This window comes from Mycobacterium paraffinicum (genome assembly GCF_001907675.1).
In the GTDB taxonomy this organism is placed as follows: Bacteria; Actinomycetota; Actinomycetes; order Mycobacteriales; family Mycobacteriaceae; genus Mycobacterium; species Mycobacterium paraffinicum_A.
Genome location: NZ_MPNT01000004.1, coordinates 149,570 through 172,096 on the forward strand (window position 1 = coordinate 149,570; position 22,527 = coordinate 172,096).

At 65.0% G+C, this 22,527-nt stretch carries 26 protein-coding genes; 3 read left to right on the forward strand and 23 right to left on the reverse strand.

Translation table 11 applies throughout. The features are described 5' to 3' along the window. Positions 1-152: 152 nt before the first annotated feature. The 9 genes from BRW65_RS06700 to BRW65_RS06745 all read right to left on the reverse strand — a co-directional run bounded on the left by BRW65_RS06700 (position 153) and on the right by BRW65_RS06745 (position 7,365). Complete coding sequence (locus tag BRW65_RS06700; RefSeq protein ID WP_073872569.1) at positions 153-560, reverse strand: four-helix bundle copper-binding protein; 408 nt, start codon at positions 558-560, stop codon at positions 153-155. Between the two features lie 120 nt (positions 561-680). After that, positions 681-1,184, reverse strand: a complete 504-nt coding sequence (locus BRW65_RS06705; RefSeq protein ID WP_073872571.1) for a DUF421 domain-containing protein — start codon at positions 1,182-1,184, stop codon at positions 681-683. A gap of 34 nt (positions 1,185-1,218) precedes the next feature. Next, positions 1,219-1,647, reverse strand: a complete 429-nt coding sequence (locus BRW65_RS06710; protein WP_073872573.1) for a Rid family hydrolase — start codon at positions 1,645-1,647, stop codon at positions 1,219-1,221. Positions 1,648-2,136: 489 nt separating this feature from the next. After that, positions 2,137-2,409, reverse strand: coding sequence for a DUF6510 family protein (locus BRW65_RS32165; RefSeq protein WP_073872575.1), 273 nt, complete (start codon positions 2,407-2,409; stop codon positions 2,137-2,139). Further along, on the reverse strand, positions 2,406-3,167 hold the full coding sequence (locus tag BRW65_RS06725) for a ferredoxin reductase (protein WP_073872577.1): 762 nt from the start codon (positions 3,165-3,167) through the stop codon (positions 2,406-2,408). The genes BRW65_RS32165 and BRW65_RS06725 overlap by 4 nt, the downstream gene beginning before the upstream one ends. Positions 3,168-3,175: 8 nt before the next feature. Beyond that, a complete protein-coding gene (locus BRW65_RS06730; RefSeq protein WP_073872579.1) occupies positions 3,176-3,775 on the reverse strand; it encodes a sulfite oxidase-like oxidoreductase in 600 nt (199 codons plus the stop codon). 28 nt (positions 3,776-3,803) lie between these two features. After that, a complete protein-coding gene (locus BRW65_RS06735; protein ID WP_073872581.1) occupies positions 3,804-5,171 on the reverse strand; it encodes an NAD(P)/FAD-dependent oxidoreductase in 1,368 nt (455 codons plus the stop codon). 289 nt (positions 5,172-5,460) lie between these two features. Continuing rightward, positions 5,461-6,876, reverse strand: coding sequence for an NAD(P)H-quinone dehydrogenase (locus tag BRW65_RS06740; protein WP_073872583.1), 1,416 nt, complete (start codon positions 6,874-6,876; stop codon positions 5,461-5,463). Positions 6,877-6,909: 33 nt separating this feature from the next. After that, positions 6,910-7,365 (reverse strand): DUF5709 domain-containing protein, encoded by a 456-nt coding sequence (locus BRW65_RS06745; protein WP_073872585.1) that lies wholly within the window; start codon positions 7,363-7,365, stop codon positions 6,910-6,912. A gap of 510 nt (positions 7,366-7,875) precedes the next feature. Between BRW65_RS06745 and BRW65_RS06750 the strand changes: the two genes are divergently transcribed. After that, on the forward strand, positions 7,876-8,475 hold the full coding sequence (locus tag BRW65_RS06750; protein WP_073872587.1) for a sigma-70 family RNA polymerase sigma factor: 600 nt from the start codon (positions 7,876-7,878) through the stop codon (positions 8,473-8,475). Positions 8,476-8,542: 67 nt separating this feature from the next. Here BRW65_RS06750 and tal read toward each other — a convergent pair whose 3' ends face one another. The 4 genes from tal to BRW65_RS06770 all read right to left on the reverse strand — a co-directional run bounded on the left by tal (position 8,543) and on the right by BRW65_RS06770 (position 11,623). Then, positions 8,543-9,631 (reverse strand): transaldolase, encoded by a 1,089-nt coding sequence (gene tal, locus BRW65_RS06755; RefSeq protein WP_073872589.1) that lies wholly within the window; start codon positions 9,629-9,631, stop codon positions 8,543-8,545. Between the two features lie 159 nt (positions 9,632-9,790). Further along, on the reverse strand, positions 9,791-10,339 hold the full coding sequence (gene msrA, locus BRW65_RS06760) for a peptide-methionine (S)-S-oxide reductase MsrA (protein WP_073872591.1): 549 nt from the start codon (positions 10,337-10,339) through the stop codon (positions 9,791-9,793). Continuing rightward, a complete protein-coding gene (msrB, locus tag BRW65_RS06765) occupies positions 10,336-10,824 on the reverse strand; it encodes a peptide-methionine (R)-S-oxide reductase MsrB (protein WP_073872593.1) in 489 nt (162 codons plus the stop codon). The genes msrA and msrB overlap by 4 nt, the downstream gene beginning before the upstream one ends. A 28-nt stretch (positions 10,825-10,852) precedes the next feature. Beyond that, positions 10,853-11,623, reverse strand: coding sequence for an SDR family NAD(P)-dependent oxidoreductase (locus BRW65_RS06770; RefSeq protein ID WP_073872595.1), 771 nt, complete (start codon positions 11,621-11,623; stop codon positions 10,853-10,855). A 524-nt stretch (positions 11,624-12,147) separates the two neighbouring features. Between BRW65_RS06770 and BRW65_RS06775 the strand changes: the two genes are divergently transcribed. Next, on the forward strand, positions 12,148-12,462 hold the full coding sequence (locus tag BRW65_RS06775; RefSeq protein WP_167374007.1) for a putative quinol monooxygenase: 315 nt from the start codon (positions 12,148-12,150) through the stop codon (positions 12,460-12,462). 123 nt (positions 12,463-12,585) lie between these two features. On the opposite strand, the gene BRW65_RS06780 is transcribed toward BRW65_RS06775, so the two are convergent. The 3 genes from BRW65_RS06780 to BRW65_RS32170 form a co-directional block, all read right to left on the reverse strand. Beyond that, positions 12,586-13,206 (reverse strand): GNAT family N-acetyltransferase, encoded by a 621-nt coding sequence (locus BRW65_RS06780; RefSeq protein WP_073872599.1) that lies wholly within the window; start codon positions 13,204-13,206, stop codon positions 12,586-12,588. Between the two features lie 411 nt (positions 13,207-13,617). After that, positions 13,618-14,352 carry an NADP-dependent oxidoreductase gene (locus BRW65_RS06785; RefSeq protein ID WP_073872601.1) on the reverse strand — a complete coding sequence of 245 codons (735 nt, stop codon included), beginning with the start codon at positions 14,350-14,352 and terminating at the stop codon, positions 13,618-13,620. Positions 14,353-14,454: 102 nt separating this feature from the next. Continuing rightward, positions 14,455-15,024, reverse strand: a complete 570-nt coding sequence (locus BRW65_RS32170; RefSeq protein WP_244168010.1) for a hypothetical protein — start codon at positions 15,022-15,024, stop codon at positions 14,455-14,457. Positions 15,025-15,323: 299 nt separating this feature from the next. Between BRW65_RS32170 and BRW65_RS06795 the strand changes: the two genes are divergently transcribed. Further along, positions 15,324-16,055: a DUF5666 domain-containing protein gene (locus tag BRW65_RS06795; RefSeq protein WP_073872603.1), complete on the forward strand. Its 732-nt coding sequence runs from the start codon at positions 15,324-15,326 to the stop codon at positions 16,053-16,055. 213 nt (positions 16,056-16,268) lie between these two features. On the opposite strand, the gene BRW65_RS06800 is transcribed toward BRW65_RS06795, so the two are convergent. Genes BRW65_RS06800 through BRW65_RS06830 form a run of 7 tightly spaced genes read right to left on the reverse strand, consistent with a single transcriptional unit; the run spans position 16,269 to position 22,497 of the window. Then, positions 16,269-16,616, reverse strand: a complete 348-nt coding sequence (locus BRW65_RS06800) for a metal-sulfur cluster assembly factor (RefSeq protein WP_068077128.1) — start codon at positions 16,614-16,616, stop codon at positions 16,269-16,271. Further along, positions 16,591-17,091 carry a Fe-S cluster assembly sulfur transfer protein SufU gene (gene sufU / locus BRW65_RS06805; RefSeq protein WP_084187739.1) on the reverse strand — a complete coding sequence of 167 codons (501 nt, stop codon included), beginning with the start codon at positions 17,089-17,091 and terminating at the stop codon, positions 16,591-16,593. Before sufU ends, BRW65_RS06800 begins: the two co-directional genes overlap by 26 nt. Next, entirely contained in the window at positions 17,088-18,329 is a 1,242-nt protein-coding gene (locus BRW65_RS06810; RefSeq protein WP_073872607.1) for a cysteine desulfurase, read from the reverse strand. Before BRW65_RS06810 ends, sufU begins: the two co-directional genes overlap by 4 nt. A 4-nt stretch (positions 18,330-18,333) precedes the next feature. Further along, complete coding sequence (sufC, locus tag BRW65_RS06815; protein ID WP_073872611.1) at positions 18,334-19,116, reverse strand: Fe-S cluster assembly ATPase SufC; 783 nt, start codon at positions 19,114-19,116, stop codon at positions 18,334-18,336. Next, positions 19,113-20,276, reverse strand: coding sequence for a Fe-S cluster assembly protein SufD (gene sufD, locus BRW65_RS06820; protein ID WP_073872613.1), 1,164 nt, complete (start codon positions 20,274-20,276; stop codon positions 19,113-19,115). Before sufD ends, sufC begins: the two co-directional genes overlap by 4 nt. Further along, positions 20,273-21,721 carry a Fe-S cluster assembly protein SufB gene (sufB, locus tag BRW65_RS06825; protein WP_073872616.1) on the reverse strand — a complete coding sequence of 483 codons (1,449 nt, stop codon included), beginning with the start codon at positions 21,719-21,721 and terminating at the stop codon, positions 20,273-20,275. The genes sufD and sufB overlap by 4 nt, the downstream gene beginning before the upstream one ends. Then, positions 21,718-22,497: a helix-turn-helix transcriptional regulator gene (locus BRW65_RS06830; protein ID WP_073872618.1), complete on the reverse strand. Its 780-nt coding sequence runs from the start codon at positions 22,495-22,497 to the stop codon at positions 21,718-21,720. The genes sufB and BRW65_RS06830 overlap by 4 nt, the downstream gene beginning before the upstream one ends. Between the last annotated feature and the right edge of the window lie 30 nt (positions 22,498-22,527).

Below are 22,527 nucleotides of genomic sequence, written 5' to 3' on the forward strand. Positions count from 1 at the left end.
CGACCCCTTGGACGCCGAAGGCCGGTCCGCCCCATCGAGCACCACCGAACGGATCACAACCGGCCACGCCAACCAAGCGATGACCGCGATCGTGACCTTGCTGGCGAGCATGCTGACGCTACTCCGCAACATCCGTTGAGCCCGAGGGCCGTTCACCCCAATGAAGCGAGAAGCTCGCGGCACGCTTTTTCGCAGCGGCGGCACACGTCGGCGCAGACACGGCAGTGCTCATGATGCGTCGAGTGCAGATCACATTCGTCGCCGCAGGCCTTACAGGTAACCGCGCATGCCTCCAGCACCGCGCGGGTGACGTTGGCATCGTATGCCGTACGACGAGACACTACGCGGCTCGTCGTCACGCAAATGTCGGCGCAGTCGAGGTTTGTGCGAATGCATTTCGTGAGATGCGCGACCCGCTCCTCGCTAAGGTCGGAGTCCGCGCACGCCGTGCAGGCCTGAGCGCACTCTTTGCAGGCTTCTATACATCTGATCAGTTTGGCGCTGTCGATACGACCAAGCCCTCCGGGGTTGGTCGCCAGCATTTTGCTCACGGTGCTCATCGGATCCCTCCTCCTATCTGTGCTGAAATGCCATCGTCCGCGGCATCGCCAGCGAAATGCGCTGTAACGAAAAGCGCTTCGATAGATCGTTTGATGTGAAACCGGACGTCGATATGCGGTTCAGCCGGCCGATTTCCCCTTCCCATCCGTCAACAGAATCGAGATTGCGCCCTTGGCTTCGAAGATCGCCAGGTGAATACGATCGGAGCTTTCGTGTCCGTGCTGTCGTAGCACAGCCTCGAGATCGGCGGTGGTCAGTCCGCATCGACGCAGGTTGCGTCGGTCGACGTGTCCATTGCGGATCAGCACTTTGAGAGGCGGATCGATGACACGTCGAATCGCCGGAATAAAGCGCAATCTCGCCAGTACGGCGTGGGCGACGAGAAGACTGATGAGCGCCGAGGTTGCGTTTAGCCAGGAGCTATCGCTGGCGGTTGCGGCCCGACCGACGATGGCTCCGGCCGCCACCGCAGCGATCCAGTCGAACGGCGCGAATTCGGCGAGGGTACGGCGTTCCATGAAACGAAACAGGATCGCAGCCGTGAGAAACAGCGCCGAGGCTTTGACGGCCGCATCGACCGCTCCGGGCGGGTCACCGATCAGGGCATGAAATATTCGGTCCACCCGTGCCTCCGACCTCGCGACCGAGTGCCGTTGTCTACTTCCTGCCCGATTCCACGATCGCCACGACCTCGATCTCGACATGCTGCTCGGGCAATGCGAGCGCCTCGACGCCCAGCGCGGTCCACAGCGGCATAGTCTCGCCGAATCGCTTGCGGAACTGGTCCACCATCAGCGCCATATGTTCAGTCCCAATGGAATCAGGGGCCGTAGGGACGTGGTAGGAGTGGACGTTCACGACGTCGCGCCAGCTGGCGCCGGCCTCAGCGAGGGTCTTTTCGACGTTGTCGCACGCCCGGACTATCTCCTCCTCCAGGGATGTCGCCGACATGGCGAAGTCCGCGTCCCAGCCTCCTTGGCCGGAGATCTCGATACGATCGCCGATGCGTAGAGCTTGGCGGTAGTGGTTGCGGGTACGGGCTATCTCGCCGTACCCGGGGGTGTCGCAGAACTCGAGTTTAGCCATGCTTCGCCTCTTCTCCTCGTCGAATTGTGGTGGGCTAGGCCGTCCGCGATCGATCCGCTTGTCCGAACAGGACGGTCGGTCCGGGGCCCACAACTCAGATCCAATGACCACTATCCCTGCGCGTGGGGTGAGGTGTCCTCATCCGGCTGGGTAATTCACCCGGGTGGAGACCGGCGTATGCCCACGACGCGCTCAGGACTTCGTCGCACCACCCAACGACGCATCGGTGCACCCGCCACAACCATCGCGCGCCCGTCGGCACCGCCTTCGCTGGGGTGTTAGAACAACCTCTTGAGGTTGTAACGCTCAAGCGGGAAAGCGGCCCGGCACGCCGGAAAATTGGAAATGGTCACGCCGGGGCCGAAGATGCGACGACCGGGAGTGGGCTCACCAAGTCGAGGAGATGACACCGATGTCGATGCAGTCGCCCCATCGCATCCACGATGTCGGGGGTACGCACGCGGCGGGCAAGTGCATCGAGGGACTCCATCAAGGTGCCGGGATCGGGACACGCCAAGACTGGGCTCCGCGGAAGTCGAGCCACACTTCACTGGGCGTTCGCACCAGGCGGGCCAGGACGTCTCCGCAGCATGGACAACGCACCACGATGCCGGGTCCGCGGTGATAGACGTGACATTCGGCAAAGGCCCTGGCGCAACGGCATTTCCCGCACGTCAACGTCGCGGTGGTGACATCGAATCCCAGCACTTCTGCGAAGACGCCCGCGGCCGCGTTACCGTCGACGTGCGTTGGTTCGGTCATCGCTCCTCGCTTCCGGGTTGGTTGCTCGCCCCGAACCGCTCGGTCCGGATCGCTGAGGGCGGATACCCTTGCTCGATCAGCTTCGCGGTGACCGACTCCACGAACCCTGTTGGACCGCAAACGTAGGCGCGCGCAGCGTCGGCGGGCGCCCAGTCGGTCGATGCGAGGTCAGCGGCACGGACCCGGCCGGGCGGCCGGGCGGTCTGCGAGGCGGCAACGCGGGTGTAGATCAGCGCGACCTGTAACCAGCCGCATTCGCGCTCGAGCCGGCCCAGCTCTTGGGCGTAGTACACGTCGCCGGGACTGCGCACCGAATAGACCAACCGAAAGTTGGCGCTGCCCGCCACTACCCGCTGTCGAAGCATGGCCATCAACGGCACGATTCCCGATCCGCCGCCGACGAGCAGAACCCGGGCCGCGTCGTCGGGCCGCCAGAAAAACCAGCCTCCGATGGGTCCTCGGAGTTCGACCTCGTCCCCGGCAACAAGCCCGGCGAGGTAGGGCGAGACTTCCCCGCCGGGGATCTGCTGCACGGTGAGCTCGATGCGCTCACCGTCGGGTGGTTTGCTCAGCGAATAGCTGCGTTGCGCGGTGTACCCGTCTGCGGCGGTCAGCTTGAGATCAATGTGCTGCCCCGCCAAGTGGCCGCCCCAGCCCGGCACGGTCAGCCCGATCGTTTGCGCAGAGTTGGTCTCGGGTTCGGAGTTCACCACACGCGCGACCCGCCACTGCAATTTCGGCCTTACGTGGACCTCCATCGCCGTCGTCAATCCCCGGCGTAGCGTTGTTCTTGCCATGGGTCGCCGTAGTTGTGGTAGCCCAACCCCTCCCAGAATCCCGGTATGTCGTTGTCGCGCAGCTCAATGGATCTCACCCACTTCGCGGACTTCCAGAAGTACAGGTGTGGCACCAGCAGCCGTGCCGGGCCGCCGTGCACCGCGCTAAGCGGCGCGCCCTGGTAGGCGTACACGATCCACGCCTTCCCACCGAGAATGTCGCCCAACGGAAGGTTGGTAGTGTACCCGCCGTAGGAGCCGACGAGTGCGAATCCGGCGGTGGTGTCGATCGATTGGAAGAGCGTGTCCAGGGAGACGCCTTCCCATTCCGTATCCAGCTTGGACCATGTCGTAACGCAGTGAATGTCCACGCTTAGTCGCTCGCTGGGCATCAGCTTGAGCTGGGCCCAGGTCCACGAGTGTTCAGCGTCGCGCTCGTCGCGAATGGTGAATTCCCAGTCATCAAGTTCGATCCGCGGAGTCGGTCCCGCTTGCAGCACAGGGAAGTCCGCGGTCAAATGCTGCCCGGGCGGGAGCTCACGCGCCGACTCGCCGCGTCGTCCACGAAAGCCTTTGTTGACGATTGTCATTGGTGTTCACAACACTTGTTGGCGAATATCATTCTGCGCCCGCGGCCTTCGGTAGTTGGACGACTTCGCCGACCGTGAACTCGGCGTGGGTGCGCGGATTGAACCCCATCGACAACACGGTGCGGGGGAAGAAGACGTCGGTGAAGTAGGCCAGTGCGACCGCCCAGCGGTTGACGGCCCGGGGAATCGCGTAGAGGTGGTAGGCGCGGGCGACAAACTTTGCGGTATAGCCCGATAGGTGCACGCCTAGCGGGTTGGCGACGGCGTAGCGCGGACCCAGGTCGACCACCAGGCCCTGATCGCTGTGGCGGTAATTCTTCCGCTGGCCGTAGCCGAGACTTGCGGCGACGTTGCGTGCCAACGCCTTACCTTGCCGACTCGCGTGTTGGGCGGTGGGCGGGGCGATCTTGCCCGGCTGGGTCAGGTCCGGGACCGCGGCGGCGTCGCCCGCGGCATAGACCTCGGGATGACCTGGTACCTGCAAGTCGGTCCGCACCTTCAGGCGGCCCCGTTCCGTTTCCAATCCCAGCGTGGCGATCAGCGGGGACGGAGTCACGCCGGCCACCCACGCCACGGTGTAAGTGTCGATCCGCGAATCATCGGTGAGCACAACATGATCGGCGTGGACCTCCTTGAGGGTCGTGCCCAGCCGCACGTCGACTCCGCGAGAGCGCAGCACACGCATCGCCGCGTCGCCGAGCTTGTGCCCTAGCTCGGGCATGACCCGGTCCGCCAAGTCGAGCAGCACAAACCGCACCGAGACCCGATCGAAGCCCATCTGCTTCGCCGCTGCGTCGGCGAGCGCGCGCAGCTGCGCCGTCAATTCGGAACCCGAATATGACGCCCCGACAACGACAATCGTGCGGCGGGCGGCGGCGCGTGTCTCGTTTTCGTCGACCTGAGCCAGTTCCAACTGCTCGATCACACGATCACGAAGATACAGCGCCTCGGCCGTCGACTTCAGGCCGTGCGCGTATTTGGTCAGACCGGGTGTATCGAAAAGCCGGGTCACCGAGCCCGGTGTCAAGACCAGCCGATCCCATGACAGCGTCCCTGGTCGACCCTCCGGATCGGTGAACGACAGCAGATGCCGATCGAAGTCAACGCTGTCAACCACTCCACGTATCGCCCGCACGCCCTTGAGGGTCCCGGCCAGCGGAACACAGACAAACCGCGGGTCGACCAACCCACCGGCCACATCCGCGAGCAATGGCGTGTACTGCAGGTAATCGACCGGCGAAACGATGGTCACCCTCACATTAGAGGCGCGCGCCTTAACCAGCCGCCGGACCAGTCGGCGCGCGCACTCGAAACCGGCGAACCCGCTGCCGACGATCACAACCGAGGTGGTCGGTTCCTCATCCTGAGGTTGACGGCGAGCCGAGGCCGGTTTCATATCTCTTCTCCTGTTTGGCATCTGGGTGGCGTCGGCGATCGATCGCGCGACGTCGTCGTGGTCCTTAGTGGCCAAGCGTGTTGCCTGCGGCGCGGTGGACAGCTGTGGGTATCCAGCACGAGCATCGCCCGACGCTGACGATCTGTCATCACTCCTCAGGCCGATTCACCCGGGTGATAATGCTCAATCTGGGATCCAGCTACACCGAATCGACTGCCCGTGCGCCCCGAGTGACGCGTGCTTCAAGGGACCGCGAGCGGCGCGCCTGGTGCGCTGGTGAATCCGTGCATCAGTTGAGCTCGTCGCGGACTATGAGCCGGCGGGCCGCCTCGGTGACCGAGCCGGACAGCGACGGATAGACCGCAAGCGTCTGGGCCAAATCGTCTACGGTGATGCCGTTTTGAACAGCGATCGCGATAGGCAGTATCAATTCGGAGGCGATCGGCGCGACCACCACGCCACCTATGATCACCCCGCTGTCCTGTCGGCAAAATAGCTTGACGAATCCCTGATGCAGCTCCGACATTTTCGCCCGCGCATTGGTTTTCAGCGGCAGCGTGACGACGCGGGCCTGAATGCACCCTTGGTCGATCGCGGCCTGCGAGACACCGACCGCCGCGACCTCCGGGTGGGTGAACACCGTCGACGCGACAGTGCGCAATCGAAGCGGAATGACGGCCTCACCGAGCGCGTGATACATCGCGATGCGGCCCTGCATGGCTGCAACGGAGGCCAACGGCAAAAGACCGGTGCAGTCCCCCGCCGCGTAAATGCCCGCGACCGATGTGCGCGATACTCGGTCGACTGCAATGTAGTCGCCGGGCCTGGGTTCGATGCCCACACGCTGTAGGCCTAGCCGGCCGGTGTTGGGCACTGACCCAAGTGTCATCAATGCGTGGCTGCCTTCGACGGTGCGCCCGTCTGCCATCGTCACGAGCACCCCGCCGTCGGTGCGCCTCACGGATTGTGCCCGGGCGTCCTTGATCACTTCGACGCCACGTTGGGCGAACGATTCCTCGAGCACCTGTGCGGCATCGGCGTCCTCGTGCGGCAAAACCCGGTCACGACTGGCTACCAGCGTTACCGTCACACCCAGTTCGGTGTAGGCGTTGGCGAATTCGATGCCGGTAACCCCGGAGCCCACCACGATGAGGTGGTCGGGCAGCGAGTCCAGGTCATAAAGCTGGCGCCAGGTCAAGATCCGCTCGCCGTCGGGGTGTGCCGACGGCAGGGTCCGGGGGCTGGCGCCGGTGGCGATCAATACGACATCGGCATCGCGGACCGTAGTGCTGTCGTCGCGAGCGGTCACCTTGACGCAGTGGTGCGCCAGACCGGGAGCCGCATCCACCAATTCGCCGCGGCCCGCGATTAACTCAACGTCCATGGCCAGCAGTTGGGCCGTGATATCTACCGATTGCTCGGTAGCGAGTGTCTTGATGCGCTGGTGGATTTCTGCCAAACAGACCTTGGCGTCGTCGACGTGGGCGTCGAAACCCAGGCGGGTTGCCCGTCGCAGTTCGGTGCGCAGCCCCGTAGAGGCGATAAAGGTCTTCGACGGCACGCAGTCACACAGCACCGCGGCACCTCCGACCCCGTCGGAGTCGACAACGGTGACGCGCGCTACGGCAGGGCCTCGTGCAGCTGCAACCAACGCTGCCTCATAACCGGCCGGGCCGCCGCCAAGGATCACAATGCGGGTTACCACTGCTCAGAGTTCACGCACTGGCCGCACGGTAGGTCATCGCAGGCGCCATCCCTCACCGGCGCTGGTGTCTTCGTCGACGACGATGTGCATGGCGGCTTCCTCAGCCGAGGCAGCGCCGCCGTCAATGCCGACGTCGTGGGCAAGGTAATCCCCGCCCGGGTCCGTGGGGTCGACGTCGAAGGCGACAAGCCGGCCTGCGCGCATATCGCCTACCTGATCGTCGATTGGCTCACCATCGCTGTCAGCGCTATCACCGATCCCGTCGCCATCCCACTCGTCGGTCACGTCGGGCACCTCGCGGGCCAGTCGGCGCGCAAGACTTTCATGGGTGCGCGCTTCCCTCGCGGTCAGTCCCCAGGCTCGCAGTTCGCGGGGGCGTTCCGGCGGTGAGTAGCCTTCGTCGAGGTCGATGCCCGTCTGTTCTGAATCCAGGCTTTCTTCTGGCTCGAGCAGATGGGCCTGCACATCATCGAATTCAGAAATCCCCATTGGCACCGTCTCCGTTCCGTAGCTGCAAAGGTTCCGAGAACAACGCACAGCTGCGCAGCCATCGCTGTTGTGATCATGGCGCGCAGAGGGGTGAACTGTCGCCATCCACCTCGTCGCTCACCCGGGTGATCTGGCGGTCAACTTGACTCGGCAGCGGCGCGGGCGCTCATCCGGATGAATTGTCTCGGCGGGTGATGACCGCTCACCCCGCGGTGATCGATGCTGGCACCAGGTTGACGAGCGGAGGTGCAGTGGAGGTGAAGAATTACCGTACCCGCGACGATCGTTGTCTGGGACGGCGATCGGCCCTAGAGGCGGCCGAGACGGCGTTAGATGCGATGACAGGCGCACGTGCGGATAGAGGCTCACGCATTTGGTTTGCGCATTCCTTGAGGCGCCGGATCGTCGAGCAGGACAGCCCGTGCCTCTCGCGCGTGGCCTGGCCAGCTCGCCGCCGCGGGAGCGAGCCTCGCTGCATGCCAATGGTTTTCGCGACAGCCGGAGCATAGCGTGGGTCGCGTACGAGCGGAATCGGCGAAGGCGCCAGACGGCGCGCTGAACGCTCAGTTTGAAAGCGCCATCACCCCGCTCATTGAGCCGCTGTATCGGCACGCTCTTCGAATGACCTCCAATCGAGTGGATGCGGAGGATCTGGTGCAAGAAACGCTGCTCAACGCGTATGCCGGTCTCGGGTCATTCGAGCCCGGAACGAACCTTAAGGCATGGCTGCGGCAGATCATGACCAACGCTCATATCACCAGTTATCGGCGGCAAAAGCGCCGTCCCGCCCAGCATCCGGCTGGTGAGATCACCGATCAACAGCTCGTGGTCAATGCCCCACGCACCCATCGGTTCCTACGGTCGGCCGAAGACCAGGCGCTCGAGATGCTGCCAGACCCCCACCTCAAGGCGGCAATGATGCTCTTGCCCGAGCAGTTCCGCATCACGGTGTATTTCGCCGACATTGCCGGATACACGTATAAAGAGATCGCTGCCCTGACGGATACCGGACCAGGAACCGTAAGTTCGAGGCTCAACCGCGGCCGAAGACAGTTGCGCGATTTACTGTCCAACTCGCCAGCCAGTCACGAGGCGCGGGTAGCGAGTTGATGCGCCTCGATCGGTAGGTCAGCTAGCCCGATGAACAAAACGAGCGCTCAGCGCACGGCGGGCGTGTCTAGCGTTGAACTGACCGCGACCAGGACGCCGCGAACTTGGACACCCCGTCGTGTTCCAGCAGAGCGAACGCGTCGTGCAGATCGATACCGACGGCTGTCAGCCGGTCGAAAACCTCCTGGGCCTGCGCCGCCTTGCCGGTCACGGTGTCACCGGAGACGACGCCGTGATCGGCGACCGCTTCCAGCGTGGGCTCCGGAATGGTGCTGACAGTGTTGGGTGCCACCAGTTCGGTGACGTACAACGTGTCAAGGTAGGCGGCGTTTTTCACTCCGGTGGAGGCCCACAGTGGGCGTTGCAGGCGAGCACCCGCGGCGCGCAACGCCGCGTAACGAGGCTCGGCTTCGAAGACCTGCTGATAGGCGGCGTAGGCCAATCGGGCGTTGGCGATGCCCGTCTGTCCCCGCAGGGCGAGCGCCTCATCGGTGCCGATTGCCTCGAGTCGCTTGTCGACTTCGGTGTCCACCCGGGAGACGAATAATGATGCTACCGAATGGATTTGGGATAGGTCAGCGCCCGCGTGCAGGGCGGATTCGATGCCGGCCAGATAAGCATCCATGACCGCCCGGTAGCGTTGGACGGAAAAGATCAGCGTCACGTTGACAGAAACACCCTTGGCCAACGCCGCGGTGATTGCGGGCAGCCCCGCGGCGGTGGCCGGTATTTTGATTAACACGTTGGGCCGGTCGACAATTTTGGCCAACTCGACCACCTGCGTGACTGTCGCATCGGTGTCGTGCGCGAGCGACGGGTCGACTTCAATGGACACTCTTCCGTCGACGCCGCCGGAACCTTCCCATTGCGGGCGCAGCACATCGCAGGCCGCCCGGACGTCATCGGTGATCGCCGTGCGGACCGCGGTGCCGATGTCCGTGCCGCGGGCCGTCAGCTCGGCGATCTGGCCATCGTAGGCGCGGCCGTTCGCAAGTGCATGCTCAAAGGTGGACGGGTTAGTGGTCACGCCGACAACGCTTCTCGTGTCGATAAGCTGTCGCAGCTTGCCAGATTGCAGCAGACTGCGGGACAAGTCGTCCAGCCAAACCGACACTCCCGCCGCCGACAACGCGGCCAGATTCGGATTCTGAGTCATCCCGTCGCCGCCGCTCGCCCATCACTGGGCCGCGGTAGAACCCATCCTGCGGCGCATGCTGCGCCAGAAAGCACCAGCGGCGCGTACACGCTCAACAGCACCTGCCCATGAGGCGGAGCTGTCGCGTCCCTGTCTTGTGTTACCGAGCCCATGTCGTTGCTAAGCCGGCTTGTCGCGTCCAGCCGCCGACGCCTTTGCCCCGTCACCGCGGTTGGGTACCGTCCAATCGGGGCGGACGTAGTGGCACGTGTAGCCCGATGGGTAGCGCTGCAGGTAGTTCTGGTGTTCGGGTTCGGCTTCCCAAAACTCACCGGCCGGGTTCACCTCGGTGACAACTCTGCCGGGCCACCTCCCGGAATCCTCGATGTCGGCGATGGTTCGCATTGCGATTCGCTTTTGCTCGTCGTCCAGATAGAAAATTGCCGACCGGTAACTGGTTCCGACATCATTGCCCTGACGGTTCTTGGTGGTCGGGTCATGGATCTTGAAAAAGAATTCCAACAGCGCCCGGTAATCGGTCTGGTCTGGGTCGTAGGTGATTTCGAGTGCCTCGGCGTGACCGGGGTGATTGTGATAGGTGGGGTGAGTGTTGCTGCCGCCGGTGTAGCCGACACGGGTGGATACCACACCGGGCCGCCCGCGGAAGAGGTCCTCCATGCCCCAAAAGCACCCGCCGGCGAGAATGGCGATCTTGTCGTGACCGGTCATGATTGTTGCTCACCGACGCTTTGGGCCTGCCCCGATACGTCTTTCGCGAACAATCGCAGGTATTGCCCATAACCCTGAGCTTCCAGGTCATCGCGGTGGATAAATCGCAGCGACGCCGAGTTGATGCAGTAACGCAAGCCGCCAGCTTCTCCGGGGCCGTCCGTGAATACGTGCCCCAGATGACTGCCGGCATGGGCTGAGCGCACCTCGACCCGTTCCATGAAGTGGCTAAGGTCTCGCCTCTCAACCAGGCTGTCCGCGTCGATGGGCCGGGTGAAGCTGGGCCAGCCACTTCCGCTGTCGAATTTGTCCGCCGATGCGAAAAGTGGTTCGCCAGAAACAATATCGACGTAGATGCCGGGTTCATGGTTGTCGCAGTACTCGCCGGTGAACGGAGGCTCCGTGCCGCTCTCCTGGGTGACGTGGTATTGCTCGGGGCTGAGCGCGTCGACCGCGGCAGGGTCCTTGCTGTATTGGTGTGACACCTGGTCTCCTTCGTTCGGACAGGCTTGTTTAGTTGCGGCCAGCCATGATGCCGCCGTCGACGTTGAGAATCGCACCGGTGACCCAACTGGCCTCATCAGAGAGCAGATACGTCACTGCGTTGGCCACGTCGGCCGGGGTCCCGACTCGTCCCAGCGGATGAAGCGGCGCGAAAGTGGCAAGCGTGGTGTCGATCTCGTCCTTCGGGATGAAGCCCTCGTAGAGCGGGGTCTTGACCACGGCCGGCGCCACCGCGTTGACGCGAATGTTGTGCCCCGCAAGCTCGATGGCCAGGTTATGGGTGAGCGCATGCAGGCCGGCCTTTTGCATCGAGTAAACCGACGAAGGAGTCAGACCGATCGCCTGGTGTGCCCACATGCTGCCGATGTTGACGATTGCCCCGCCCTCTTCCTTAGCGATCATGCCCGCGACGACGGTCTGCGTCAGGAAGAACAGGGCATAGTTGAGCTCCATGTAAGAGTCATAGGTCAGCGCGTCGTACTCGAGAAACGGCTTGGGGATGAAGAATCCGGCCGCGTTGACGAGCAGAGTCGCATCGGTGTGCTCCTCGGAGAGTGCGCGCTGAACATCGGCGACCGCGGCGCGCTCGGTCAACTCCGCAGTGATCCCCCACGCTCGGCCGCCTTCGCTCGTCAGTTCGCTCAGCGTGTCATCCACACGGTCTTTCGACCGTCCGACAATCACCGCGCTACCGCCGTGGCGCACGATGTCAACGGCGACCTGCCGGCCCATGCCGGCGCTGCCTCCGACGATGATGGCCTTCCTGGAATCGAAATGCATGATGAGACCCTTCTGCTGATCATTCTCGACGGCTCCGCCGGGCCATTAGCGCCTTTGCCCGGCAAGACGATTTGTTGCCTTGGCGTCGACATCCGGCATCCCGGATATCAAAGTCGAACTGCATCGAGTCTGGTGCGCCGCAGGGTGAGCCGTCATCATCCCGGCGTCGATTCACCCGGGTGAGTTTTGATCTCCGAGGCACACATCGACTCCGCCGGGACGCTCAGAGGCCCGCCGTGGCCCACTGAGTTATGAACGCGTAGACGGTAATTCAGCGAATCCGCTATCGCCGAGCGGGTAGTCTTGCCTAAGAAGTGTTTATGAGGCTCACAACAAGCGGCGGAGCAAAGCGGTGGCGAATGTCGTTCACCAAGTCGTGGCCATATCTCAGGCAGTACGTTCCATTGCGGGTGACGCACCATCAGATGTGCCGTTGCGGTACACGAATGACCGCGCCGGCGAGGTAGTTACTCGATCCCGCGATGGCGCAAAGCCCTTGGGAAGATAGTGAAGGAGCGTCAAACATGTACGGGTCAGATGAAGAAGAAGTAGTGCTGATCACCGAGGCCGTGGCTTTGCCGGGCAAGGGAGACGACCTGCGACGCGCTTTTGTCGGGTTAATTCCCCAGTCGCTGGCCGAAGGAGCCGTTAGCACCTTTCGGCTGCACGAAGATCGCGATCGGCCAGGGCATTTCGCGCTTTATCAGCGGTTCCGCAACCAACACGGTGTCGACCTTCACGTCCAATCCGATCATTTCGCGCTCAATGTGGAAGCGTTGGCCGAGTTCGCTGAGGGCGGCAACGCCCAGACCACCTTCTACCGTGTACTGAGTCGCTAGGCCCTTCGAACTCGAATCGTTGATTCCGGGATCCTGCCCGGAAGCGACGTCGGCATCGACCGAGCGTGCAGCTGAAGCCCGAGTGATCGCGCAACTTTGGCGCGGTGATATTCGGCGCTAGGGTCACCCGGGCGCCGGTGCGCAGGCCGGTTCAGGCAGATCAAGGTCCGCCTTGTTAAGTCGATAGATCTCAAGGCGCAGGTTGTAGTACTTGTCGGTTTCACCGACCAATTCCATGCCCACTCGTCGAGCCGTAGCCACTCCGCGATGATTCCCTGGTCGCACGACTGCGAAGACCTCGCTGACCCCGATATTTGTGAATGCTTGATGGGCCACCGCATGACCGGCTTCCGCACCGTAGCCGTGACCCCACAGGGCTGGCGCAACCTGCCATCCAATCTCGAGATCCGTGCGGCCGGGTGGTAGTGGAAGCAGTGCCACTCCCCCGATTAAGTCGCCGGAGTATCTATCGGCGATCGCCCAACGACCCACCGGCAGGCCGGATCCGTCGCTCTGTCGGATCCATTCGCCCAAGAGTTGGCGCATGCCTGCGCGATCGGCGATTAACGGCAGCGCCGGACACAGCCAACGCGAAACCTCCGGCGCTCCATATATCCGGTAGGCGGCACCGTCGTCGTCGAGTTGCCATGGGCGCAACTGGAGACGGGCCGTCAGGATGCGTCGGGAGTGAGGGTTCCATTCGACGTGACGGTGATCATCCAATGTCGCCTCCTGGATCGTCATAACTCATACTGGGACAAGTGAGCCACTAGCACAGCGACGCCCGCAAAGAAGGCGGCAATCGCGGCCGGGTCTGGTGGTACCGACACTGCAGCCGGGCGGGGTGAGCTGTCACCACCCCAAACCCCGATTCACCCGGGTGAGTAATGCGCCGCCGCGAACCAAAGCGCGGATGGATCGGGCTGTGCTGGCGAGGGTCAGCGGTTTGAGAGTTGCGGCTTGAGGATGACCCCGCCGGCCGACGGTCGTTACGACCTCCTCGTCCTCGGCACAGGTTCCGGCGCGGCTACGTGGCGGCCATTCGCGCTGCACAGCTGGGCACGCACGCGAACCGCGACGGCTGCTCGTAACCATCCCACAGCGACGCTGCCGGCGGTCGGCTGGCCGGGGGAATCACCCGTCCGGGCGGGCGGTTTACGTCTCAGCGACGCAAAGCACAACCTTCCCCTTCTTCCCGCGCTGTGCGGTGCGAGCAAAAGCCTCTTCGAACTGGTCGAGGGGAAAGACCGTGTCGACCTGCGGCTGCAAATCCGGAAGTGCCGCGAGCTGTGCTCCGTTCGGCTCGACCACGAAGTACTGCGCGCCCGGCGTCTCCGCCGCGATCGTCACGATGCGCCCGGCGCGCTCTGCACTCCGAGCAAGTGCCTCACCGCCGGTGGTGTCGAAGAGGACGTCGCAGTCCTCTCCTTCGTCGACCAGAACCGCTCCGAGGTGCCGTGCGAGTTGGGCGGCGATGTGTCCGACTCCGCCATGCACGCCCGTGATCAGCACCCGCTGGCCGGCCGTGACCTTGCCGTGGACGACCAGCGCCTGCCACGCGGTCAGTCCGGGCATCGGAAGCGCCGCCGCTTGCTCGCGGCTTAGTGCGGACGGCTTCGGGGCGAGCAGGGATTTCGGCACGGCGGCCCACTCGGCGGCGACGCCGTCGCGGTCGAACGGCGTCAGCGCGATCACCTCCTCGCCGGTCGATTCGACGACACCGCACAGCTCATACGAGGGGATCGCCGGCAACCGATCGGTCGACCAGGTCAGCTCATCCCGCGTGATCGCCGCGGCATGGACGCGCACAAGCACCTCGTCCGGCCTGGGCTCGGGTCGGGCAATCTCGTCAAGTCGCAGCCCGTCCGTGTGCAGACGTATCGCCTTCATGAAATTCTCCTTCGTAGGATTCTTGATTACACAATGAATCGTGTTAACCGGCTTAGCTTTTCGGTGGTTCGGAATATATCTGCGGCGTTAGCGTCGGCGTTTCTAGAGCATCACCACAACTTGCAGAATGTCGGAGACGAACATGATCGACCGGCCGCAGGTCGTGCATCGACCGATGTGGCGGGATATCCACCGCACCGGCGCCGCCGGCTTTAGCTCTCGCACGGTGCACTCGGCGGTGTATTCCAATGCGTCGAGATGGCCGGCACACACGAAGCCACACGCATTGCCGTCCTCGTCACAGTCAAAGCGCCTGCAGTAGCCGACCATGTGGAATTCGATATAGGCCGAGGCCAGCTGTTTACACCGAAACCCGTTATCCAAGAACGCGATCTGACATCGGGGGGAGAAATCGAGATGCTCAATGCCGCGGGGAACGGCAACCGGGTTACGCACCAGCGGGCTCCCGCTTGGGCTGGCAATTGCATCACCGACCGCGCCGCGCGGATACGCATCTGGTCGAAACGGAACCGGCGAGCTTGTGATCTCGGCCCGATCAATCAGTTGACGGCGGAGCCCCGCCGCGCGGCGGCAGTTGACTGACGTCGGCGAATCTTCGCGGTCCCCGTTGGGCAGCGGCGCGACCCTCTGAGCGTCAAAGTCGGTGGGCACGTCGTGGCTCTCCTGTGATTTTGCGTCGCAGCCCCGATTAGTCCGGTCTGCTCATCAGTTAGCGTGACGGGCGTCGGGGTGAATGGTCATCACCCCGACCGAGCATTCACCCGGGTGACTGAGTGACGACAAGCGCACATTGGGTGGACGAACATCACGGGGTAATCGGCGTGCGGTCCCGGAAGACACCTCCTCGCGGGGGCCGCGATCAGTGATCTCGGTTACGGTCGGGTGATATCTCACTTTCGAACGGGTACCCGGGTCATCGGGTCTGTTGTTGTCACGATCGGAGCGCGCCGATGGCTATCACGGTCAAGCCGCGGCTGGCGCGGATCGCGCTCGTCGCCGTCGTCGGGGTCGCCATCCTGAGCGTCGCGATGTGCCGGTCGAGCCATACGAATACCGGCAACGCCGCCAAGCCGTCGGTGCCGGCAGCTGCCCCGCCCGCCCCGCCGCCGAGCGCGGCGGCGCCGCCCCCGGCGCCCCCGCCCGTCGGCAAGGACTACGTCGAGGGCATGGTCCAGTCGGTCGCCGGCGACAAGATTCAGCTCAGAACACGCAGCGGTTCGGCGACCGTGGACTTCGCCCCGGCGACACCCGTCTTCCAGGTGGCCCCGGCCACGCTCCCCGATGTCACTCCGGGTAGCTGTGTCAACGTGCGCGCCACCCCGCAAAGTTCACCCGCCGCCGGCGTCACCGCGCAGACCGTCATGATCACCGCGGCGGTCGACGGCAAGTGCCCGCCGCCCGCCGGCTTCTACGGCACGGTAACCTCCGTGTCGGCAAACACCATCGACGTCAACGGGATTGGGCCCGGGGGCCCCACCACGGTGACCGTCACAGACGCGACGTCCTACAAGAGGCAGACGATCAGCAACACCCAGGCGATCACGAACGGCACCTGCATGGGGGCTCAAGGAACGAACGATGGCGGCGCGTTGCGGGCGACGACCATCAGCCTGGAACAGTGCCCGCCGATGGGGCGACCGCACCACCACCTGCACCTGCCGCACCTGCCCTTCCACCTTTAGCGGCGATCGCAAGCGCGGCGAAGCCGGGCGCGGCGGGTCGCCGCCATCAGGTCAGCGGCGATCGCAAGCGCGGCAGAGCCGGGCGCGGCGGGTCGCCGCCATCAGGTCAGCGGCGATCGCAAGCGCGGCAGAGCCGGGCGCAGCGGGTCGCCGCCATCAGGTCAGCGGCGATCGCAAGCGCGGCGAAGCCGGGCGCGGCGGGTCGCCGCCGAGTCAGACGGTGAAGCCGAGGGCGCGCAGTTGTTCGCGACCGTCCTCGGTGATCTTGTCCGGACCCCACGGCGGGTTCCACACCCAGTTGATCCGCAGGTCGTCGACCAGGCCGCTGCTGACGAGCGCGCTGCGCGACTGGTCCTCGATGACATCGGTCAGCGGGCAGGCCGCAGACGTCAACGTCATGTCGATCAGGGCGACGGTTCCGTCGTCGCCCTCTTCCACGTTGAGCCCGTAGACCAGTCCCAGATCGACGACGTTGATGCCCAATTCGGGGTCGACTACGTCGCGCATCGCCTCCTCGAGGTCGGCAATGAATTCGTCATCCGGTGCGGCGGTCTCGCTCATCTTTCTCCTCCTCGAAGTCCGCGCCCGTGTCCGAGCAAGCCTGGGCCAACGCGTCCTTGAACGCCATCCAGCCCAGCAGTGCGCATTTCACCCGGGCCGGGTATTTGGCCACTCCGGCGAACGCGATCCCGTCGCCGAGGATGTCCTCGTCGCCCTCGACGGTGCCGCGCGAGGACACCATCTCGGTGAACGCGCTGACGGTGTTCAGCGCTTCGGGCACGGTCTGCCCGATCACCTGCTGGGTGAGCACCGAGGTGGCCGCCTGGCTGATCGAACAGCCCTGACCGTCATAGGAGACGTCCGCGACGCGCCGACCGTCCTCGGACAGCGCGACCCGCAGGGTCACCTCGTCGCCACAGACCGGGTTGACGTGAGAAACCTGCGCGCCGAACGGCTCCCGCAGCCCCCGGTGCTGGGGATGCTTGTAGTGATCGAGGATCACGTCCTGATACATCTGCTCCAGGCGCACGGTCAGTCTCTCCCGAAGAATTCCAGCGCCCGGCGCACGCCGGCCACCAACCGCTCGACCTCGTCGGCGGTGTTGTACACGGCGAACGACGCCCGTGCGGTGGCCGCCACGCCGAACCGGCGGTGCAACGGCATCGCGCAGTGATGCCCGACGCGCACCGCAACACCGTCGTCGTCGAGCACCTGCCCGACGTCGTGCGCGTGCACGCCGTCGACGACGAACGAGACGGGCGAGCCGCGGTTTTCCATGACGGTGGGCCCGATGATCCGCACGCCCTCGATGCCCGCAAGGCCCGCGAGGGTCGCAGCGACCAGTTCGCGCTCGTGCGCTCGCACCGCGTCCATGCCGATGGCACCCAGATACCTTGCGGCCGCACCCAATCCGACGACCTGAGAGGTCATCGGGGTGCCGGCCTCGAACCGTTGCGGCGCCGGGGCGTAGGTCGACGTCTCCATCGTGACCGTCTCGATCATCGACCCGCCGGTCAGGAAGGGCGGCAGCTTCGACAACACCTCGCGGCGGGCGTAGAGCGCGCCGACCCCGTTGGGGGCCAACATCTTGTGACCGGAGAATGCCGCGAAGTCGACGTCGAGCGCGTGCAGGTCGACCGGCTCGTGCGGCACCGACTGGCAGGCGTCCAGCACCGTGACGGCGCCGACGGCTTGGGCGCGGCTGACCAGTTCCGCCACCGGCGCCACCGCGCCGGTCACATTCGAATGATGGCTGAAAGCAACGACTTTCACGCGCTCGTCGAGCTCCAGTGAATCCAAGTCGATGCGCCCGTCATCGGTCACGCCGTACCAGCGCAACGTGGCGCCGCTGCGACGGGCCAGCTCCTGCCACGGGACAATGTTGGCGTGGTGCTCCAGCTCGGTGGTGACGATCACGTCACCCTCGCCGACGGCCCGGTCGAACCTGTTGTCGCCCAGCACGTATGACGCGAGGTTGAGCGCCTCGGTGGCGTTTCGGGTGAAGACCAGCTCGTCGGCCTCGGCGCCGACGAACGCCGCGACGTCGGCGCGGCCCTGCTCGTAGGCGTCGGTCGCCTCCTCCATCAGCTGGTGCGCGCCACGATGCACCGCGCCGTTGGAGGTGATCAGGAACTCGCGTTCGGCGTCGAGCACCTGCAGGGGGCGCTGCGACGTCGCGCCGGAATCCAGGTACGCCAACTGCTTTCCGCCGCGCATCACGCGCTTCAGGATCGGAAAGTCCGCGCGGATCGCGTCGACGTCCAGTGCGGTCATGTGCTTAGGCCCCCGCGGCCGCCGCTTCGGTGAAGCGCACGTAGCCGTTCTCCTCGAGCTCGTCGGCGAGCTCCGGACCGCCGGATTCGACGATCCGGCCCCCGACGAACACGTGCACGAATTGCGGGTGGATGTAGCGCAGGATCCGGGTGTAGTGAGTGATCAACAGGATGCCGCCGTGCTCGGCCTCCGCGTAGCGGTTCACGCCCTCGCTGACCACCCGCAGCGCGTCCACGTCCAGGCCGGAGTCGGTCTCGTCGAGGATGGCGATCTTCGGCTTGAGCAGACCCAGCTGCAGGATCTCGTGGCGCTTCTTCTCGCCGCCGGAAAACCCTTCGTTGACGCTGCGTTCGGCGAACGCCGGGTCGATGTCGAGGTCGGTCATCGCGGCCTTGACCTCCTTGACCCAGTGCCGCAGTTTCGGCGGCTCGCCGCGGACGGCGGTGGCGGCGCTGCGCAGGAAGTTCGACATCGACACGCCCGGCACCTCGACGGGGTACTGCATGGCCAGAAACAGTCCGGCGCGGGCGCGTTCGTCGACGCTCATGTCCAGGACGTTCTGGCCGTCCAGCGTGATCGACCCGGACGTCACCCGATACTTCGGGTGACCGGCGATGGCGTAGGACAGCGTGGACTTGCCCGAGCCGTTGGGCCCCATGACCGCATGTGTCTCACCGGATTTGACGGTCAGGTTGACGCCGTTGAGGATTCCGATCTCGCGGCTGCCCTCGGGGGCGTTGGGATCTTCGACGCTGACGTGCAGGTCTTTAATTTCCAAAGTCGTCATGACGCTGTTGTCTTCTCCGTGATTTCCAGTTCGTGTTCGATGGCGGCGGTGAGGCGTTCGCGGATGTCCGGCACGGCGATCTTGGCGATGATCTCGCCGAAGAAGCCGCGCACCACCAGCCGTCGCGCCTGGTCCTCGGGGATGCCGCGGGCCCTCAGGTAGAACAGTTGCTCGTCGTCGAAACGCCCGGTGGCACTGGCGTGCCCGGCGCCGACGATCTCGCCGGTCTCGATCTCCAGGTTGGGCACCGAGTCGGCGCGCGCCCCGTCGGTCAGCACCAGGTTGCGGTTCACCTCGAAGGTGTCGGTGTCGGTGGCCTCGGCGCGGATCAGCACGTCACCGACCCAGACCGTGTGCGCATCGGGCCGCTGCGATGACGGATCCCCTTGCAGCGCACCCTTGTACAGCACGGTGGACTTGCAGTTGGGCTGGGCGTGGTCGACCAGCAGCCGTGATTCCAGGTGCTGCCCGTCGTCGGCGAAGTACAAGCCGAGCAGCTCGGCGTCCCCGCCCGGTGCGGCGTACCGCACGTTGGCCGACGTCCGGACCACCTCGCCGCCCAGGGTGACGGCCACGTGGCGGAGCACCGCGTCCTTGCCCAACTTTGCGTGGTGCGCGGACACGTGCACCGTGTCGTCGGCCCAGTCCGCGATCCACACCACGGTGAGGCGCGCGGAGTCGCCGACGATCAATTCGACGTTGTCGGCGTAGGTTCCGCTGCCCCGGTGGTCGATCACCACGACCGCCTCGCCCAGCTCGGCGACGGCGATCTGCAGATGTCCGTATGCCACCGCGCCCTCGCCCGGCCCGGTCACCGTGACGTTGACTGGCTCGGCAACCTGCACGTCCCGGCCCACGCTCACCAGCGTCGCGGAGTTGAACGACGAAAACGCTTGCGCGGCAACGCGATCTGTGGGCACGCCGGCGCGACCCAACCGCTCGTCGCCGCGGCGCACGGCCTCGACCTGCACACCCGGTTGCTCTCCGACGCTGATCTGCGCCCTACCGGTGGCCTGAGCCGAGCCGTCGTGCAGCCCGCGCAACCGCCGCAGTGGGGTGAACCGCCAGATCTCGTCGCGCCCACTGGGCACCTCGAAGGCGTCCACGTCGAAGGACGCGAACAATTCGCCCTTGTTCAGGGCGGCAGCAGTGGCCGTCATCCGACCGCGCCCTCCATCTGCAGCTCGATGAGCCGGTTGAGCTCCAGGGCGTACTCCATGGGCAGTTCCTTGGCGATCGGCTCCACGAAGCCGCGCACCACCATCGCCATCGCCTCGTCCTCGGTCAGCCCGCGGCTCATCAGGTAGAACAGCTGGTTGTCACTGACCTTCGACACGGTGGCCTCGTGGCCCATCGTGACATCGTCCTCGCGGATGTCGACGTAGGGGTAGGTGTCGCTGCGGCTGATCGTATCGACCAGCAGCGCATCGCATTTCACGCTGGAACGCGAGCCGTGCGCGCCCTTGTTCACCTGCACCAGGCCCCGGTAGGAGGTGCGGCCGCCGCCGCGGGCCACCGACTTCGAGACGATGTTGCTCGACGTGTTGGGCGCCAGGTGCAACATCTTGGCGCCGGCGTCCTGGTGTTGGCCCTCCCCGGCGAAAGCGACCGAGAGGACTTCACCCTTGGCGTGCTCACCGGTCATCCAAACGGCCGGGTACTTCATGGTCACCTTGGACCCGATGTTGCCGTCGACCCACTCCATGGTGGCGCCGGCCTCGGCGCGCGCCCGCTTGGTGACCAGGTTGTAGACGTTGTTCGACCAGTTCTGAATCGTGGTGTAACGGCAACGGCCACCGGGTTTGACGATGATCTCCACCACCGCCGAGTGCAACGAGTCCGACGTGTAGATGGGCGCGGTGCAGCCCTCCACGTAGTGCACGTAAGCGTTCTCGTCGACGATGATCAGGGTGCGCTCGAACTGGCCCATGTTCTCGGTGTTGATCCGGAAGTAGGCCTGGAGCGGGATGTCGACGTGCACGCCCGGTGGAACGTAGATGAAGGATCCGCCGCTCCACACCGCGGTGTTCAGCGCGGAGAACTTGTTGTCCCCGGCCGGGATCACGGTGCCGAAGTACTGCTGGAAGAGCTCGGGGTGTTCCCGCAGGCCGGTGTCGGTGTCGAGGAAGATGACGCCCTGGGACTCCAGGTCCTCGCGGATCTGGTGATACACCACCTCGGACTCGTACTGGGCGGCCACACCGGCGACCAGCCGCTGCTTCTCGGCCTCCGGGATGCCCAGCCGGTCGTAGGTGTTCCGGATGTCCTCCGGCAGGTCATCCCAAGTGGCGGCCTGCTTTTCGGTGGACCGCACGAAGTACTTGATGTTGTCGAAGTCGATGCCCGAGAGGTTCGAGCCCCACGTCGGCATCGGCTTGCGGTCGAAGATGCGCAACGCCTTCAGCCGGGTCTGCAGCATCCATTCGGGCTCGTTCTTCTTCGCCGAGATGTCGCGAACCACCGCCTCGGACAGCCCGCGCTGGGCGCTGGCTCCGGCGACGTCGGAGTCCGCCCAGCCATAGCCGTAGCGGCCCAGCGAGGCGATCGCCTCTTCCTGGGTCAACGGCTCTGTCATGGCCTTCTGGGCCTCTGGCGTGAGGGTCATAACGACGCTCCTTCGATGCTCGTGGTGTCGCGACGCGGGCTGGGCGCCGGGGTAAGTGGCACGTGGGTGGTGCAAGCGCAGTTCCCGTTGACGATGGTCGCCAACCGCTGCACGTGGGTCCCGAGCACCTCGGCCATGGCCTGCTGCTCGGCTTCACACAGCTCCGGGAATTCCTCGGCGACGTGTGACACCGGGCAGTGGTGCTGGCAGATCTGCACGCCGTGGATCGGGCCGCCGACCCGCGTCGTGGTGGCGACGTAACCCGCCTCGGTCAGCGCGCCGGCCACCCGCTCGGCTGCCGCCTCGACCTCGGCGTCGTCGTCGCCCTCTGCCGACGGTACTCCGGCCAGGATCGAGTCGATCCGTTGCCGGGCGAACGTGCGGACGGCGTCCTCGCCGCCGATCTCCCGCAGCTGCCGCATGGCCGCCGCCGCGAGGTCGTCGTACGCGTGCTCGAGCTTGGCGCGGCCCCCCGCGGTGAGCCGGAACCGCTTGGCGGGACGCCCGCGCCCCACCTGCTGCCAGGACGCGGCGGGCACCGACTCGGCCTCCCCCGCCTCGATCAGGGCGTCGAGGTGGCGGCGCACGCCGGCGGCGGCCAGCCCAAGCCGGTCACCGATCTCGCCGGCGGTGATCGATCCGGACTCCACCAGCAGGCGCACGATGGCGCGGCGGGTGTGCCCATCTGGCACCGCCGCGGTCACGGCAGCGTCGTCGAGGCCGGTACGGATTTTCACAACACCAGTGTGACGCAATTCCGGGGATCGGTCTACCAAGGGTGCCCTGGGCGGGCGTTGCGCTGGTCA